Source organism: Pseudomonas sp. WS 5411 (assembly GCF_012985595.1).
GTDB lineage: Bacteria > Pseudomonadota > Gammaproteobacteria > Pseudomonadales > Pseudomonadaceae > Aquipseudomonas > Aquipseudomonas shahriarae.
In genome coordinates, this window is the sequence record NZ_JAARMC010000014.1 from 1 (window position 1) to 14,708 (window position 14,708).

Annotated in this window: 13 protein-coding genes, 1 tRNA gene and 2 pseudogenes; 9 read left to right on the forward strand and 7 right to left on the reverse strand. The window is 51.7% G+C overall.

Going from position 1 to position 14,708, the window contains the following annotated elements; all coding sequences use genetic code 11:
* The 3 genes from HBR93_RS18380 to HBR93_RS18390 all read left to right on the forward strand — a co-directional run.
* On the forward strand, positions 1-109 hold a 109-nt coding region (locus HBR93_RS18380; RefSeq protein ID WP_146047486.1), incomplete at its 5' end, for an IS3 family transposase.
* 68 nt (positions 110-177) lie between these two features.
* Entirely contained in the window at positions 178-744 is a 567-nt protein-coding gene (locus HBR93_RS18385; RefSeq protein ID WP_346266852.1) for a site-specific integrase, read from the forward strand.
* A gap of 59 nt (positions 745-803) precedes the next feature.
* Positions 804-1,043, forward strand: a complete 240-nt coding sequence (locus HBR93_RS18390) for a hypothetical protein (RefSeq protein WP_169960799.1) — start codon at positions 804-806, stop codon at positions 1,041-1,043.
* A gap of 61 nt (positions 1,044-1,104) precedes the next feature.
* On the opposite strand, the gene HBR93_RS18395 is transcribed toward HBR93_RS18390, so the two are convergent.
* A complete protein-coding gene (locus tag HBR93_RS18395) occupies positions 1,105-1,845 on the reverse strand; it encodes a hypothetical protein (protein WP_169960800.1) in 741 nt (246 codons plus the stop codon).
* 1,525 nt (positions 1,846-3,370) lie between these two features.
* Here HBR93_RS18395 and HBR93_RS18400 point away from each other — a divergent pair.
* Together HBR93_RS18400 and HBR93_RS18405 are read left to right on the forward strand one after the other, a co-directional pair.
* Complete coding sequence (locus HBR93_RS18400; RefSeq protein WP_169960801.1) at positions 3,371-4,624, forward strand: ATP-binding protein; 1,254 nt, start codon at positions 3,371-3,373, stop codon at positions 4,622-4,624.
* A gap of 2 nt (positions 4,625-4,626) precedes the next feature.
* Complete coding sequence (locus tag HBR93_RS18405; RefSeq protein WP_169960802.1) at positions 4,627-5,265, forward strand: RloB family protein; 639 nt, start codon at positions 4,627-4,629, stop codon at positions 5,263-5,265.
* Here the strand turns inward: HBR93_RS18405 and HBR93_RS18410 are convergent.
* The 3 genes and pseudogenes from HBR93_RS18410 to HBR93_RS18420 all read right to left on the reverse strand — a co-directional run.
* Positions 5,255-6,226, reverse strand: a complete 972-nt coding sequence (locus HBR93_RS18410; RefSeq protein ID WP_169960803.1) for a hypothetical protein — start codon at positions 6,224-6,226, stop codon at positions 5,255-5,257. The genes HBR93_RS18405 and HBR93_RS18410 overlap by 11 nt on opposite strands.
* A complete protein-coding gene (locus HBR93_RS18415) occupies positions 6,199-6,903 on the reverse strand; it encodes a hypothetical protein (protein WP_169960804.1) in 705 nt (234 codons plus the stop codon). The genes HBR93_RS18410 and HBR93_RS18415 overlap by 28 nt, the downstream gene beginning before the upstream one ends.
* Positions 6,900-7,271: pseudogene (locus tag HBR93_RS18420) on the reverse strand (DNA-binding protein); the annotation flags it as partial. The gene HBR93_RS18415 and the pseudogene HBR93_RS18420, both read right to left, overlap by 4 nt.
* Here HBR93_RS18420 and HBR93_RS18425 point away from each other — a divergent pair.
* Positions 7,258-8,347, forward strand: a pseudogene (locus tag HBR93_RS18425) (tyrosine-type recombinase/integrase). The pseudogenes HBR93_RS18420 and HBR93_RS18425 sit on opposite strands and share 14 nt — an antisense overlap.
* Positions 8,348-8,497: 150 nt before the next feature.
* On the opposite strand, the gene HBR93_RS18430 reads toward HBR93_RS18425, so the two are convergent.
* Both HBR93_RS18430 and HBR93_RS18435 read right to left on the reverse strand, forming a co-directional pair.
* Positions 8,498-10,291, reverse strand: coding sequence for a DUF262 domain-containing protein (locus HBR93_RS18430; protein WP_169960805.1), 1,794 nt, complete (start codon positions 10,289-10,291; stop codon positions 8,498-8,500).
* Positions 10,292-10,695: 404 nt separating this feature from the next.
* Positions 10,696-10,785, reverse strand: a tRNA-Ser gene (locus HBR93_RS18435).
* A 333-nt stretch (positions 10,786-11,118) separates the two neighbouring features.
* Here HBR93_RS18435 and HBR93_RS18440 point away from each other — a divergent pair.
* The 3 genes from HBR93_RS18440 (at position 11,119) to HBR93_RS18450 (ending at position 13,917) form a co-directional block, all read left to right on the forward strand.
* Positions 11,119-11,808 carry a crotonase/enoyl-CoA hydratase family protein gene (locus tag HBR93_RS18440; protein ID WP_057960362.1) on the forward strand — a complete coding sequence of 230 codons (690 nt, stop codon included), beginning with the start codon at positions 11,119-11,121 and terminating at the stop codon, positions 11,806-11,808.
* A 335-nt stretch (positions 11,809-12,143) separates the two neighbouring features.
* Complete coding sequence (locus HBR93_RS18445) at positions 12,144-12,866, forward strand: 1-acylglycerol-3-phosphate O-acyltransferase (RefSeq protein WP_057439577.1); 723 nt, start codon at positions 12,144-12,146, stop codon at positions 12,864-12,866.
* A gap of 79 nt (positions 12,867-12,945) precedes the next feature.
* On the forward strand, positions 12,946-13,917 hold the full coding sequence (locus HBR93_RS18450; RefSeq protein WP_057960369.1) for a magnesium and cobalt transport protein CorA: 972 nt from the start codon (positions 12,946-12,948) through the stop codon (positions 13,915-13,917).
* Between the two features lie 24 nt (positions 13,918-13,941).
* Here HBR93_RS18450 and HBR93_RS18455 read toward each other — a convergent pair whose 3' ends face one another.
* On the reverse strand, positions 13,942-14,664 hold the full coding sequence (locus HBR93_RS18455) for an amidotransferase (RefSeq protein WP_057439578.1): 723 nt from the start codon (positions 14,662-14,664) through the stop codon (positions 13,942-13,944).
* Positions 14,665-14,708: the final 44 nt, after the last annotated feature.

A 14,708-nucleotide genomic window follows, 5' to 3' on the forward strand; every position in this document is an offset into this window, starting at 1 on the left:
CGATTACATCGAGATGTTCTACAACCCAAAACGCCGCCATGGTTTCAACAATCAGCTGTCACCGGTAGAGTTTGAAAAACGTTACGCAATGAGCTTGCAAGGTGTCTAGAGAATCCGGGGCGATTCAATGACCTGCCACAAGGTGGCGGCTCCGAGTTATCTGGACAAGTCAGGAAAATTTACACGCCAGATGATGCAGCCAAACTACGTCAGGCTGCTACCGACAACCAAGACAAACCACTAGCCGACCTCATTAGGTTAGGCTGGTATACCGGTGCCAGGATCGAAGAGCTTTGCCGACTTAGCAAAGACAGCGTTATCACTGTCGAGGGCATTAAATGTTTCGACTTTCCCAGAAGCAAAAGCAAGGCAAGCCAACGCATCGTGCCAATACACCCAAAGCTATTGCCGACCATTGAACGCCTGATGGAAGAAACCAAAGGTGGTTTCCTGATCCCTACAAGCTCCCATGACCATTACGGTAAGCGCTCTCATGCGATTTCCAAGGCGTTTGGCAGACTGCGTACAGCAACGGGCTTCAGCAAGCTCCATGTATTCCACAGCTTCCGTCACACGATCGTGACCGCGTTGATCAGGGCGGAGGTAACAGACGCATTAGTGAAAGAGCTGGTCGGACACGAAACGGGGTCTGTGACTCATGACGTCTACTCCAAGGGTGCAAGCACCGCCCAGAAGTTGGCCGCAATCAAGAAACTAGCTGTCATTCGTACTCGTCATGCCTAAGCGGTGCTAGCATGGCTATCTGCCAGCAAGAGTAGAAAGCTTACAACAAGGAGCAACACATGAGCATCAGACAGAACATCAGAGACTTAGCCATTGGCATTAATAATTTCATGGCATTTGCTGCATTCTTCTTAATCGTAGGTATTGTCGCAGTTGTTTCAGTATTTGCACCACTCCAAAACTCATGGATGATTATCGCGATAGGACTTGGGGCAGTTGTAGGTTGGGCACTGCTATACGGCTTCTGGTTTGTATCAACCGGAATACTTGACGAACTGAAGAAGCTTAATAACCGTTAACCAAGTACAGCTAGCAAAAAGCCCCTAAGCCCAGGGGCTTTCTTCTATATAAAACATTTGATCAGCAGACTAAATACACATGATTAACTTGCCACCACGCGACAAGTGAAACAATTATCGAGGCCAAAGCATATAACACAGGAATAATGTAATCCGTAAACCACGGAGTCAACAAACCAGCCTTAAAAAAACCATAAACCTGACTTACTAACCTCACCCAAGAGGAAGCAGAAAATTCTTTAGTCGTCTGGGGCGCGTATCCAACTCCTTGTTCAGTCATATAGGAAAACCCAACTGCGAAAACAACAGTTTTACGGTCATACGTAGGCAAAGAACTTCTCAGCACCCCGATCCTGCTTTTTTTCTTATTTACATCATAGTCTTTCCAATAAGGCATTATACCCCGTGCTTGAACATCAATAATCTTACTTTTTGACTCATCATCCGACCCAGCACTAATACCAGAGAAAATGAATTCGGCATGCTTTACAATTTCTGACTTATATTGATTCCTAGTTAGCCATATCAATACTCCATCAGTAGACAGTCGCATTGCATCGTCGGGTGAAAAACCTCCTGCCGGAACCTTCTGAATGAACCGCAACAAAAAATAGATATTTATTAGCGAAGCCACCGCCCAAGCGTTATTTGTATTCTCCTTGAGCTTAACTGTGTTACCAAGAATACTTATCGAAGATAAGTCAGCAGAAAAGTACCATAACAACATTGCCAACGTAGAGTATATAACTAGAAATGCCCTCGCCTTTTTGAAATCGCTATCTACATCCAATTCATCACTCATATCCACAAACCCGCACATTCGTCCATTAATAGCATTATGCTACTGTAGGAAAACTGATAAATACAGCCAAAATCGTGACTAAAGCCATCCCCGCCCCAATTTTTTGGGAGCGCATATTTGGGAGGCGTATTTTTGAGATTGGATTTATAGGCGAGGTGCTTTACGAGAAAGGTACGGGAAAGGGGACAGATTTATTTTCTGTAAAACGCCCGCCATTGACCGGGTGTAGACAAACCGGCTGGCGCGGAGGGGGTACTTTCGCAGACGAGCCCCCCTGTCCCACGTGGCCGTTTTTCAAACGCAAAAAACCACAAAAACCCAACTTTTTCTAATAAAATCAGGGATTTGCGTTTTAATAATATGGCGGTGAAGGAGAAATTCGAAACTACCCGTTCGCGGTTTTCGAAACCAAGCCCCCCCGGTTTATAAGGGCTGCAGCCCGGTGGTGCGCACAGGATCTGTCCCATGGCTTAAATGCACCAGGTTGCAGAAAACGGTCACAACAGGCGTTTTGAACGATTTATGTTGAGCCATGGGAAAAAGGTAATTTTGGTAATGAGCTATCAAGAACCGGATAAAGCCCAATAAAATCAGGTAGTTTATATAGTTTATAGAGGTAATAATAAGGTAATTAAGTGGTTAGAAAATTACTTTCAGAGACAGTAATACCAGTGAGCTGCCAAACCCAGTAAAATGGGAGGCTGAACAAAATATTACCTCTCTCGTTACCTTATATTACCCTCCGAGGTAATAGCTGAAAGCCACGCTCCATAAGGGCTCCATCCAATTCTGACCTGCCAATTACTAAAATTACCCTTTTCCCACCCCTCGCCTGGAAAATAGCCATGCGCCCATCGTTTCGGCGTTTTTTCCACACGCTCTAGATTGGTACTGACAGCCTGAAGTTGATGGTGATGCTGTGCAATGCCGCAGAATGCTGGAAACCCCGACAGGCTGGGCCTCACAGTCGTTTTTGCGTAGGGTTCGACAGCGACTGGTTGAGCTCTGATATGAACGGTTCCGAAAACGAAAACACCGCCTGCAGCAGGTTTTCACAGCCATAGCCCCCGTAAACCGGGCACCTCGTCTGCGTGACCACTCCCCTGCCGCCTTGTGACGCATGTGCAAGGCCACTGCATTTTTTTGCAAAGCCTTGCACTCTATGCAATTGCGAAACCTCCCCCAGAGCCCGCAGCGGGCTTGAGCTGGGGCACCGTTTACACCCCACTACCCGTTTACACAAAAAAGGGACACAAAGCCCGTCGGCGGGAGGGGGATAAGTGCTTTTTTCGGGTAATTTTTCCTGTCAATGCATTATCTGCCACCAGCGACTAGGTCTACTGCTACGCAGATAGCGGTTAGCAGTACCTAGTAAGAGAAAACCGAAAACCATTGCCAAGGACTCCCTCCACCTTCAAACGAAGGCCCGGCGGGCGATTTATGCGTCGACTGCAAAAAAAATGCAGCTACCACACAAAAAGGGCTATATTTCCCATCAATAGCCATCTAGCTGCAGGTTTTCTACATGTTGATCGAGTTTTCGGTACGCAACTTTAAGTCATTTCGTAGCAAGCAGACGCTGTCAATGGTCGCGGCTCCTAGGCTAGGGAAAAAACGGAACGTCTTTAAACCTAACGTTCCTGGGGAAGACCTTCCTAATCTGCTTAAGGTCGCTGCTATTTACGGACCTAACGCGTCTGGTAAATCAAGTTTAGTTTCGGCTATAAATATCGTATGTAGCCTCTTGCACCCCTCTATAGTTGATAGAGAAAAGCTGCCGGTAAATTCATTTCGATTCGACCCTGAATTGAAAGATCAGCCGAGCTGGTTTGAATATCACTTCATAGCTGAGGGAAAACGCTATCAGTTCGTACTAGCCGCAACAAGTGAACGCATCTACGAAGAGACTCTGACTAGTTACCAAAAGGGTAAAGAGACGCAATTATACTCTCGAACTTATAACGAGGCATCTGGAGAACAGTACATACTCAGCAAAGATTTAGAGGGTGGCGTAGTTGTTCATAACGCCTGGAGAAACCTCACAAGTCCGAAGTCGCTTTTCTTAAGCCAAGCGGTGGCAAACAGCAGCGAAGAACTTAATCAACTCAGAACTCCTTTTAATTGGTTTAGATCTTCGGCCGTATGCATAAGTCAGGACGGCATGAGTAACTGGGGAGTACTATCCAGGTCGATGCTTATACATAACCAAAAACACAAAGACAACTTGAAAAACTTCCTTCAAAAAGTTGATGTCCCTGTTACCGACATACGCTTTGAAAACTTACACTCTGAAGCATTCAAAGTAAGCCAACCAACTAAATTTTTAGAACATGTAAAGGCTACCGAGTCAGTCAAAACGATATTGACGCACACTACTCTCCTAGGAGAAGCCGAGTTCGATTTTGATGAAGAGTCCGGCGGGACGCAAAACTTGATGGGCTTTTGGTTGCCTTGGCAACTTCTTTGCAATGAAAACAGCACTGGCGTTGTGGTTGTAGACGAGTTAGACAGTAGCCTCCACCCCAAAATCGTTGAAAACCTGGTTGAAACTCATATTGATAGCGGCACATGCGCGCAGCTTATCTTTACAACACATGATACGCATCTTATGAACACAAAAATTCTGCGCAGGGACCAGTTTTGGATCACAGAGCGGGACGCTTATGGTGCTACTACTTTGTTCTCTGTACATGATTTTCAGGGAAGGGATAGCGAGGATGTTGAGAAACGTTATTACGAGGGTAGATATAGAGGCCTTCCAATACTTAGGAGGTCTTAAATATGGCGCGCACCGCTGATTCCTTTAGGCGTAAAGAATCGCGCTTTAGGCAACTGCCTACGGTGCTGGTTTTGTGTGAAGACTTGAAATCTGGAAAAACGTACCTTGAGGATGCGGCACTGCACTTTCGGGCAAATGCAAAAGTTGAAATTGCGCATTGCGGCGTCACACATCCAAAGGGGATAGTTGAACACGCAATAGGAAGACAGAGTAAATTCGATAAAGTTTTCTGCGCCTTTGATCGAGACACTCATGAAAGTTTCGACGAGGCATTACGCTTAGCTGATACCCATCCTAAGATTACGATTATTGCTTCATATCCCTGCTTTGAATTCTGGTTACTTTTACATTTTGGGTATTCGCGCAAGCCTTTTGCTCGCTCAGGAAGACATTCGGCAGGAGATCTTGTATCGATAGATCTAAAAGAAAAGCCAGGCATGGAAAACTATCGAAAATCTGGAGCAGCTGGATACTTCCAAAAGCTTCTTGGCGAACCTTTTAACGAGGCACGCAGGCAAGCCCCTCGAGTAATCGCTGATGTTGCTCGAAGTGGCGACCCAAATCCAAGTACGCAAATACATTTGCTTATCGATGAATTCGAACAACTTGCAAAACCTTTAGAAATTATAGCTATAGGGTAATAACTCGAAGATCTTTAGACAGCCCCGCAGCAGCCTGTGAAAAAGATATGAATGCGGGGGCCGTGGTCGTGGGCTGTTCTACAGGGTGGATGTGCACTGCAATTTGTGCAGCCATTAACTCAACCAGTTCAAGCGTTTCACACAGTATCTTGAAAATATTGATCGTTTCAGAGCCAACCCAACTTTTTGGCGCTTTCAGTTGCCGACTGATTCCGGCGACGCTCTCACGCAACCCCTCAATACTTTCCACTATATCCCCTCCCACCATTGCGTTGAGCTTCTGCCCCACTACTAGGTTCAAGTCCCGCCCGGTAGCCTGGTGCAGATCATCCACCGCCGCCAAGCTCGCGGAACCGCCTGACAAGAGCTTGAGCGCGCCCAGGGCATCAATCGTCTTGATCCCGCCCACTGACTCGCTGGGATGGTCGTCTACCGTCCTGGTGTGGCTCTGGAACCGCTCCGTGTTGCCCATGGCCTCCACTTCCCGCTCAATCGCCTTGTCCAGGATCTTGCCGTCAGTCTGGCGTAACCAGTTGCCGTCGGCATCGACACGCTGCTGGCACGCCTCGCTGTGCTGCCATACCTGGTCACCCTTCGGCACGCTGGGCATGCTCAAGCCGTGGGGCAGGATCGTTTGGATATAGGGCTTGTGCGGCAGGCCGTAGGCAAAGCACACCATTACCTGGATGCCTTCCTCGGGAAACGCATAGATGCCCATTTCCTCGCCACCGGTGGGCAGCGGCAACGGCACACCGGCCAGGATCGGCAGTTTGCTGTCTGGCTCGCCATCCGGCCCCAGTACTTCGATATCAACCGCATAGCGCGGCCGGAAGTCGTCACAGATCCCGGCGCCGGCCGGGGCGTCGGCTACGGCGACAACCCGGGCAAAGCGTGGCAGGTGGTAACCGCCGGTGAGTTCTGGGAATTGTCGTTCTACGCTGCGGCGGATTCCGTCGTCCATCGGATGGCCATCTGGTTATCGACGAGGGCCACACTGGTGATGCGCTCGCCGTGGTTGATCGTTGCACCTGGTAGTAGCCCGGGAAGGGCTGCAATCATCGCGCTTTGGTTGCCCTGGTAGTCGTCGAGCAGCTCCACCGGCAGCTGCAGCGGCGGGCGAACGCCAAAGAAGCTGTCAGCCCAACTGCCCACGAACACCTCCCCATCACCCTGCTGCTGCCAGATAAAGTCGGGGATGTTGAACACCCGGGCCAGGCTGTCCATCGCTTGGTAACCAGCGGCCAGGCCGTAGAAGAACGGCGCCTTGACCCCGGCATAGGGCTTGTCCGGCACGCGAAAGCGCAAGCCGGTGCGCTGGTTGATCTCGACCAGGACGGCGCGCAGATCGACGTGGCGCAGGTTCAGCGGCAGCGGGTTGGCCAGGATCGCCGCCAGTTCGCGACAGAACAGCACCTGCTGGGTGCTGCTGGCCGTGGTGGAGCGTTCGACGTAGCCAATGAAGTGGCGCTGCAGCGTGCTGTCGTTGTAGCCAATATCGAGCGTCACCAGGCCTTTTACCGGCGCGGTGGCCTGGATAGTGAACGTCGCCCGGCCGGGGCTTTTGGCGTTCAGTCGCACTTCGTTTTTGACCAGGACATAGGGCTCACCACCGATGGCCAACACCTTGTGCAGCTTCATGGGGTGTTACTCCCGCCCAGCCAACCATCCACCTTTTTCTGCGTGGCTTCAAAGCCTGTCAGTTCCTCGGGGCCTTCGCTGGAGCCACCACCGTCGCCGGTGCCGCCCACCGCCCCGCCGGGGCCTGATTGGGCTGTCACCTTGTTACCTGAGCGCCGACCTTCGACTTTCTCGGGGTTGGACAGCTTTTCGGTGAGGGTGAACTGGATCAGCCAACCGCGCAGGTTGTCGTCTTCCCGGGCGCTCACGCCTTCGGTGAACGTCACCTGGTGCATGCCGAACGCGGCCGCCGTGTCGTTGACGATGCGGTACGTCTTGAGCTGGTCACCGCCGGCGGTCGCCTCCACCAGGCGCATCAGGTCGCGCAGTTGCACCTGGTCAACAAATGGAATCATCAGCGGGGCCGACATCATTGAATACGAAAACCAGACCGGCACGTTCGATTACGCACGGCACTTCCCCTACTCGGTAAAGTTGGTGGAAAACACGTTCGGTCACTACCTGGACTTGTGGTTAAAGATCAAAGCCAACAGCGTTGCCGCCTCGAGCTATCGAGGCTACGCTAACAATGCGGAGGTCCACGTACGACCGCGCTGGGGGAAAATACAGATCAACAACATCGACCACCTAGACCTGCAGGAGTGGATACAGGGAAGCCTGTCGAAAACGTTAAAAAACAAGACTATCCGCGACATCATCAGGAACGTGCGCCAGGTGTTCAGGCTGTACCGCACCAGGATGAAAGTGGCGCATGACCCCACCGAGGGTTTAATGGTCCGGTTACCAGATCCTGAGGCACCCGACCCATTCACCAGGGCCGAAATCAAACAGATCCTGGAAACCCACACCAGCCGTACACAAAAGCTAATGATGATTCAGTTCATGATATGGGCCGGCGCCCGGGTATCTGAGACCATCGCCCTGGCCTGGGAGGATATCGATCTGGAGCAAGGCACTGTAACGTTCCGTCGATCCAAGGTACGCGGGGCTTATCGGGTGACTAAAATCCGGCGATCGACGCGCAAGGTCCGCCTACTCGCTCCGGCCTGGGATGCGCTGCAGAAGATCGATGCACTGAACCGCAACAGAAAAGCAGATACCGTCGATATTGTTGAGCGGGTACTACAAGACGGTACGGAAACACAAACTGCACTTCGTCTTCCTGAATACGAAAAGCGGTCTGCCGCACATCAGCGACTTCGTGGTGCGTGATAGGTTTTTCAAGACTCATTTGCTTGCGGCCGGGGTTCGCTATCGGGGACCTGGCCAATGCCGACACACGCATGCCAGTCAACTACTTACCACAGGGATAGCGGCGATAGACTGGATAGCCGAACAAATGGGCCATACCAACGGAAACATGATCCGTCAGCATTACGGGACGTGGATCGATGAAGATGGGCTGAATGTTATCGGGATGTTGCAGTTGGCATTGAAACTATAGCGAATGATGCTACCGCACTTAATCAATACGAGTGCGGCATTACGGATAGCCCGCAGCATCTTCCCCCTCCTAACGAATTTTCGTGAAGGAAAACGTCTCGTTCAAAAAATGCGCCCTATCGAAAAGGCGCACTACTAAAGACTTTAAAAACTATCGAAACCTTGAGAACAAGGTTGGAAAATCTTCAGGTTCCAGCTCAACAACTTGCGTGCCACGCCTTGTGAAATATTTCTTTTTATAGAGCGATGGCTGTTGCTGCCCTTCTACCTCAATAACAAAAACTGTTTTATCAAAATAACTTACACATTTCATATGCGTACCAACATATGACTTCAATGGTTCAGAAAGCTCAGAACGATTGATACGATCAGTTATTATTTGAAACAACTGATCCAAATTTTTATCTAGGAATTTGGCCTCATGCTCAACACCTGTAACATGAAACTCCCCAAACAAAAGTGGTTCAACACCAAATAGCTTACCTACACGTAACGCAGTTGGAGCGTTATCAGCAACACCTACAACCACATATCCTTTATGCCCCTTCTGGATATTTGCAATTGCAGCACAGGTTTCCAAAATCTTGTCAAACGACCCATCATCAAACCTAGGGCTATCAGAAAGCTCCAAAAACCCTTGCTTAAAATCAAACGCAGCTTGTTCAGTTTTAGAGTTCGTAAGTAAATTCTGTAGTTTAGTCACCCAGTGGACTTTCGCAGGATCTGGATTCGAATCCACCTCAAAGTACTGCTGAATAATACCAATAACAGTATTTACCGCTGCGGCTCTATTTTCAGCACCCCAGCGACCACCCTCTTGAATTACGATATTCTTACCTTTGTTCGTTAAAGCAACGATTGCACCAGCCCTATCAGCTACCACCATGCTCTTTCTGACAATCAGGTCATGCATGGCCAAGAATACAGCTTGAAAATATCGAGGAATAGGATTCCCTACTCCGCTGCCAGGGAATAATAGCTGGTAGAAAGACACCCCTGCCTGAACCAACATTAATACAAGAGCATCATGAGTACGCTGATAATCAAGATCTACTAAATCAGGATTTCGACGCCGAATCGCTTGATCCATGGATCGGAACCTATCAAGGTTCCCACCTTCAAGGGGGACTTTGGCACCGTAGTAATCATCGAACAACTCAGTCCTAGATGCTACCGGCCCATCAGATACCATATAAGCAATCACGTCAGCCACAAGTTCCTCATCTCGACTTTGTCGAAGATGATCTTTTGTTAAAATCCCGTGATACACCCAAAAGACGTTGTCCGCATTAATCCCGTAAGAAAGCTCTCTATTAGTGATGCTAATTTTTTTCATTTCATTCAAAAATAGCGAAACACCGTTAGAAGTATCACCGCGAATTCTTGAAGACACCACGCGTACGCAATCAGCGAAAGCGTTCGTAGCACCTGCCACCCTTAACTCTTGACGAGACAGTTGACGGCCGCCCGAGTTAATTCGCCTAAACACCTCATCAACTGACTCGCCATCAGCAAACTCATAAATAGAAAGTGGAACCGGGTAGGCCGCGATCGAAAGGCATTTTTCCCGCGACATTAATGGAGTACGCTGTGCCAAGACGCCTCGATCCAGCATATCCTTTGTTGTAGCAAATGTATTCAAGTCAAAAAAAGTATCATCAACAGAAAAGTCATTACTAATAAATGACGTAATTGCGTCCATGCGCTGCATGCCATCAATGATTTCCAAATGACCCGCCGGATTATCTTGCGGGTCCGCAAGCAGAATAATCGGTACAGGAAACCCGCTAATTATGGAATCAATGAAGTTTTGCTTTTCTTCAATAGTCCAGATCAGCTTCCGCTGATAGCGCCGATTCACGACGTACTTTCTATCTACATAATTTATGTAAATACGCTCTACCTGCTCGCCTCTAACGATTAGCTCTTGCTGTGGTGAAGCCATACCAACCTCCAGTAAATTTAGATTCCTTTCGAAGCTCACTACATTTTGTAAGAACAACAGTAGGAGCACGGTCTACCACCTACATCTCCAACCGTACGCAAATGACACATCAAACCCACCAGTACGCACCTAGCCAAATTCAGGGAGCCGCCACAGTGTGTGTCATTCTCACCACCCGAACCGTTATTTCTACGACAAGGTCAAACGTGGTCAAAAATGAGGGAGCACTAATCCGACACCATCATGCACGAACGGAACCTGGACCGACAGATTGAGGGGCAGCCGGGCCGATCAAATGAGTCCCCATAAACGCCTGCCAGTCCCATATGCCCATTTTTCAGACACCAAAAACCACAAACCCCCGGCTTTCTCTAGGAAAACCGGGGGTTTGTGTTTGTAGAATGTGGCGGTGAAGGAGAGATTCGAACTCTCGATACAGTTTCCTGTATACACACTTTCCAGGCGTGCTCCTTAAGCCACTCGGACACTTCACCGTATCTCGTCAAACTGATTCAGTCTGTCGAGGCGCGCTAATGTAGTCGAAAGCTTTTCCGATGGCAAAGGTTTTTTTCAGAATTTTCATGCGCTTAGACGGTTATCTCGGCTCCCTTCTCTGCGGCGCGGGGTGAAGGGTGGCGATTGTGCCATTTTCAAGGCTTGTCGGCAGGCGTGCGCAGGGGCTGGCGAGCGCTGTCGTAGGCTGCTGCAGGCCCGGTGGTTGGGGAAAGTCTGACTGGCCAGTCAGTCATGGCGCTTTACCGGGGCGGTCATGCTGGGTAACGTCTGCGGCCTGCCCTTCTATTAAACGTATTACAAGGAATCGCGTCATGAGTGAGTTGATTGCCTACCACCTCGAAGACGGTATCGCGACCCTGACCTTGAGCAACGGTAAGGTCAATGCCATTTCCCCTGCCGTGGTCAGTGCGTTTAATGAAGCGCTGGACCAGGCCGAGAAGGATCGTGCGGTGGTGATTATCACCGGTACGCCGGGGATTCTGTCGGGTGGTTATGATTTGAAAGTGATGACGGCTGGCCCTAAAGAGGCGGTCAGCCTGGTGACGTCGGGTTCGACCCTGGCGCGCCGCCTGTTGTCGCACCCGTTCCCGGTGATTGTGGCGTGCCCTGGGCATGCGGTGGCCAAGGGGGCGTTCCTGTTGTTGTCGGCCGATTACCGGATTGGTGTCGAGGGGCCCTTTAGCATTGGCCTGAATGAAGTGATGATCGGCATGACCATGCACCATGCCGGGATTGAACTGGCGCGGGATCGCTTGCGCAAGTCGGCGTTTCATCGTTCGGTGATCAATGCCGAGATGTTCACCCCGCAGGACGCCCTGAGCGCCGGTTTCCTCGATAAGGTGGTGGCACCCGAAGAGCTGCAAGCCGCGGCCCTGGAAGCGGCGCGGCAGTTGAAGAAGATCAATATGAATGCCCACAAGCACACCAAGCTGAAGGTGCGTAAGGCCCTGCTGGAGTTGCTGGATAACGCGATCATCCAGGACCAGGAACATCTGGGCTAATCACCCACACCGGCCTCAATCAAAGCCCGTGGCGAGCGGGCTTGCCCGCGTAGGGCTGCAGAGCAGCCCCCTTTAAAGCCACGGCAATTATCCAGTCAGCTCCCACAGGTAGTTTTGGGGCTGCTTCGCAGCCCTACGCGGGCAAGCCCGCTCGCCACAGGGATTCTTCTTACGGCCTAGTGTTAATCGCCTTGCAGCCGCTCTAGATGGCATCTGTCTCCATCTGCTGAAACATGTCCTTAAACATCGCCCATCTCCTACCTCTACTGGGGTAATTGCCGAATACAGTGCACGTCCGTACACTGCGCCACCTTTTGTCCCGATGGGCCGTGTCGATGCTTTATTGTTTACGCATGTTATTGATGGGCCTGCATTTTCTGATCGCCGGTGTGCTCGGAGTATTGCTGGGTGTGTGCCGGCCGTTCAACCCGGATAACAGTCGCCTGTGCGCACGCCTGTATGCCCTGCCCGCCATGTGGATCCTACGCCTGCAGGTCAAGGCACAAGTGGATTCGCTGCGCGACAAGCCGAACAGTTGCGTGATTATTGCCAATCACCAGTCCAACTATGATTTGTTCGTATTCGGCAACGTAGTGCCCTATCGCACCGTATGCATCGGTAAGAAGAGCCTGAAGTGGGTGCCACTTTTCGGCCAGCTGTTCTGGCTGGCGGGCAATGTGCTGATTGACCGGGGCAATGCGCAGAAGGCGCGGCGCTCGATGTTGACCACCACCCATACCCTGCAACACGAAGAAACTTCGATCTGGGTGTTTCCGGAAGGCACGCGCAACCTGGGCGAATCGTTGTTGCCGTTCAAGAAGGGCGCGTTCCAGATGGCGATTGCCGCCGGGGTGCCGATTGTGCCGGTGTGCGTCAGTACCTATGTGACCCATATGAAGCTCAATCGCTGGAACAGTGGCGATATTTTGATCCGGTCATTAGCGCCAATTCCTACAGCTGGATTGACGATGGATGACATGCCCGAGTTGATGGAGAAATGCCGGGGGCAGATGGTCGAGTGTATTGAAGCCATGGATCAAGCACTGCAACAACCCTGAAGGCCAGCCGGCTCCTACAAGATGGCGTTTCAGGCTAAGCTGGCCGGTTACTGCCACTTGTAAAGAAGCGATCAGCATTATGGGTAGAGTTGTTGCGGCGGCCGTCTATAGCGCCGGGAAAAAAATCCAGAATATCACCCTCGATGAAGGCGCCGCCTGGGCAGCCAAGCCCGGTCACTTTGTGTGGATCGGCCTGGAAGAGCCCGACGCCCAGGAGCTGGCCAACCTGCAACGCCAGTTCAACCTGCATGAACTGGCCATCGAAGACGCCCTGGAAAAACACAGCCGCCCCAAGCTGGAAACCTTTGGCGACGCACTGTTTATCGTGACCTACTCGCCGGTGCGCCATGAGGGCAAGCTGGAGTTTATCGAGACCCATATCTTCGCCGGCAAAGGCTATATCATCACCGCGCGCAACGGCCACTCGGCGTCCTACGGCTATGTGCGCCAGCGCTGTGAGGCGCGGCCGCTGTTGCTGGAGCACGGGGAGGATTTCGTACTCTATGCGCTGCTGGATTTTGTCACCGAAAACTACCAGCCGGTGAGCGAGGCGATTCATGCCGAGATCGACGCGCTGGAGCACAACGTGTTGTGCAACTCCCTGAATGAGCGCGATATCCAGAACCTGCATGGCCTGCGCCGCGACGTACTGCGGCTGCGCCGGCATGTGGCGCCGATGGTGGAAATCAGCGAGGAACTGCAGAAGCTGGACTTCCCGTTTATCGACAAGAACATGCGCCCGTACTTCCGCGATGTGGAGATCCACGTCACGCGGCAGATGGAAGACCTTTCGACCCTGCGCGACATCGCCAGCCAGACCATCGAGATCGGCGTGCTGCTGGAAGCCTCGCGCCAGAGCGTGGTGCAGCGCAAGTTTGCAGCCTGGGCGGCGATCCTCGCCTTCCCCACGGCGGTGGCCGGGATCTACGGGATGAACTTCCAGAATATGCCGGAGCTGCAATGGCACTACGGCTATTTTGCGGTGCTGGGGTTTATCGCGGTGGGGTGCACGGGGTTGTGGGCCAGCTTCAAGCGCTCGGGGTGGCTGTAGCCTGCCCACCCCGACCGCTCACAGTCAGGCAACCTGCGGCTTGTGGGCCACAAAACGCATCATCCATTCCGCCACGGTCACGCCGTGGTGGTCGCGTGCAAGGCTGGCGACACCTTGCTGATAGATCTGCTCGCCCAGGTTGAGCTGGCGGATATCGAGCAAGGCCCGGGAGTAGTCGTGGATAAATTCCGGGTGGCCCTGGAAGCACAGCACCTGGTCATTGATGTGGTAGGCAGCAAACGGGCAAAAGTCGCTGGAGGCGATCACCGTGGCGTTTTCCGGCAATGCCGTGACCTGATCCTGATGGCTGATCAACAGGGTCAGTTCTTCCACCACCGGGCTCATCCACGGTGCCTTGGCGGCCAATTGATAGTTGTGGGTGCCCACGCCCCAGCCCTGGCTCGCACGCTCGCTCTTGCCGCCCAGCAGCAGCGCCAGCAGTTGATGGCCGAAACAGATGCCAAGCAGCTTGTCGCCCCGCTCATAGCGGTTCAACAGGTAGGCCTTGAGGGTTTCGATCCACGGGTCGGTAGCGAAGGAGTCCGCTTTGCTACCCGTGACCAGGTAGGCGTCGAACACTTCGCTGTCCGCCGGATAGTGACCTTCCATGACGTTGTAGACGACGAATTCGGCGGCAATCGGCTGCTGCGAAAACAGGCGCTGGAACATCTGCCCGTAACCTTGATATTGATCGACCAGTTCCGGACGCAGGATATCGGTTTCCAGAATGCAGACGCGTAGCGACATAAAAAATACCTGACACGGTGATGGGAATAACGCACACCCACCAG

Excerpts from the sequence above, each read along its gene's own strand:
- HBR93_RS18390 (WP_169960799.1), top strand. The coding sequence starts at position 804 with ATGAGCATCAGACAGAACATCAGAGACTTAGCCATTGGCATTAATAAT.
- HBR93_RS18395 (WP_169960800.1), bottom strand. The coding sequence starts at position 1,845 with ATGAGTGATGAATTGGATGTAGATAGCGATTTCAAAAAGGCGAGGGCA.
- HBR93_RS18400 (WP_169960801.1), top strand. The coding sequence starts at position 3,371 with ATGTTGATCGAGTTTTCGGTACGCAACTTTAAGTCATTTCGTAGCAAG.
- HBR93_RS18405 (WP_169960802.1), top strand. The coding sequence starts at position 4,627 with ATGGCGCGCACCGCTGATTCCTTTAGGCGTAAAGAATCGCGCTTTAGG.
- HBR93_RS18410 (WP_169960803.1), bottom strand. The coding sequence starts at position 6,226 with ATGGACGACGGAATCCGCCGCAGCGTAGAACGACAATTCCCAGAACTC.
- HBR93_RS18415 (WP_169960804.1), bottom strand. The coding sequence starts at position 6,903 with ATGAAGCTGCACAAGGTGTTGGCCATCGGTGGTGAGCCCTATGTCCTG.
- HBR93_RS18430 (WP_169960805.1), bottom strand. The coding sequence starts at position 10,291 with ATGGCTTCACCACAGCAAGAGCTAATCGTTAGAGGCGAGCAGGTAGAG.
- HBR93_RS18440 (WP_057960362.1), top strand. The coding sequence starts at position 11,119 with ATGAGTGAGTTGATTGCCTACCACCTCGAAGACGGTATCGCGACCCTG.
- HBR93_RS18445 (WP_057439577.1), top strand. The coding sequence starts at position 12,144 with ATGCTTTATTGTTTACGCATGTTATTGATGGGCCTGCATTTTCTGATC.
- HBR93_RS18450 (WP_057960369.1), top strand. The coding sequence starts at position 12,946 with ATGGGTAGAGTTGTTGCGGCGGCCGTCTATAGCGCCGGGAAAAAAATC.
- HBR93_RS18455 (WP_057439578.1), bottom strand. The coding sequence starts at position 14,664 with ATGTCGCTACGCGTCTGCATTCTGGAAACCGATATCCTGCGTCCGGAA.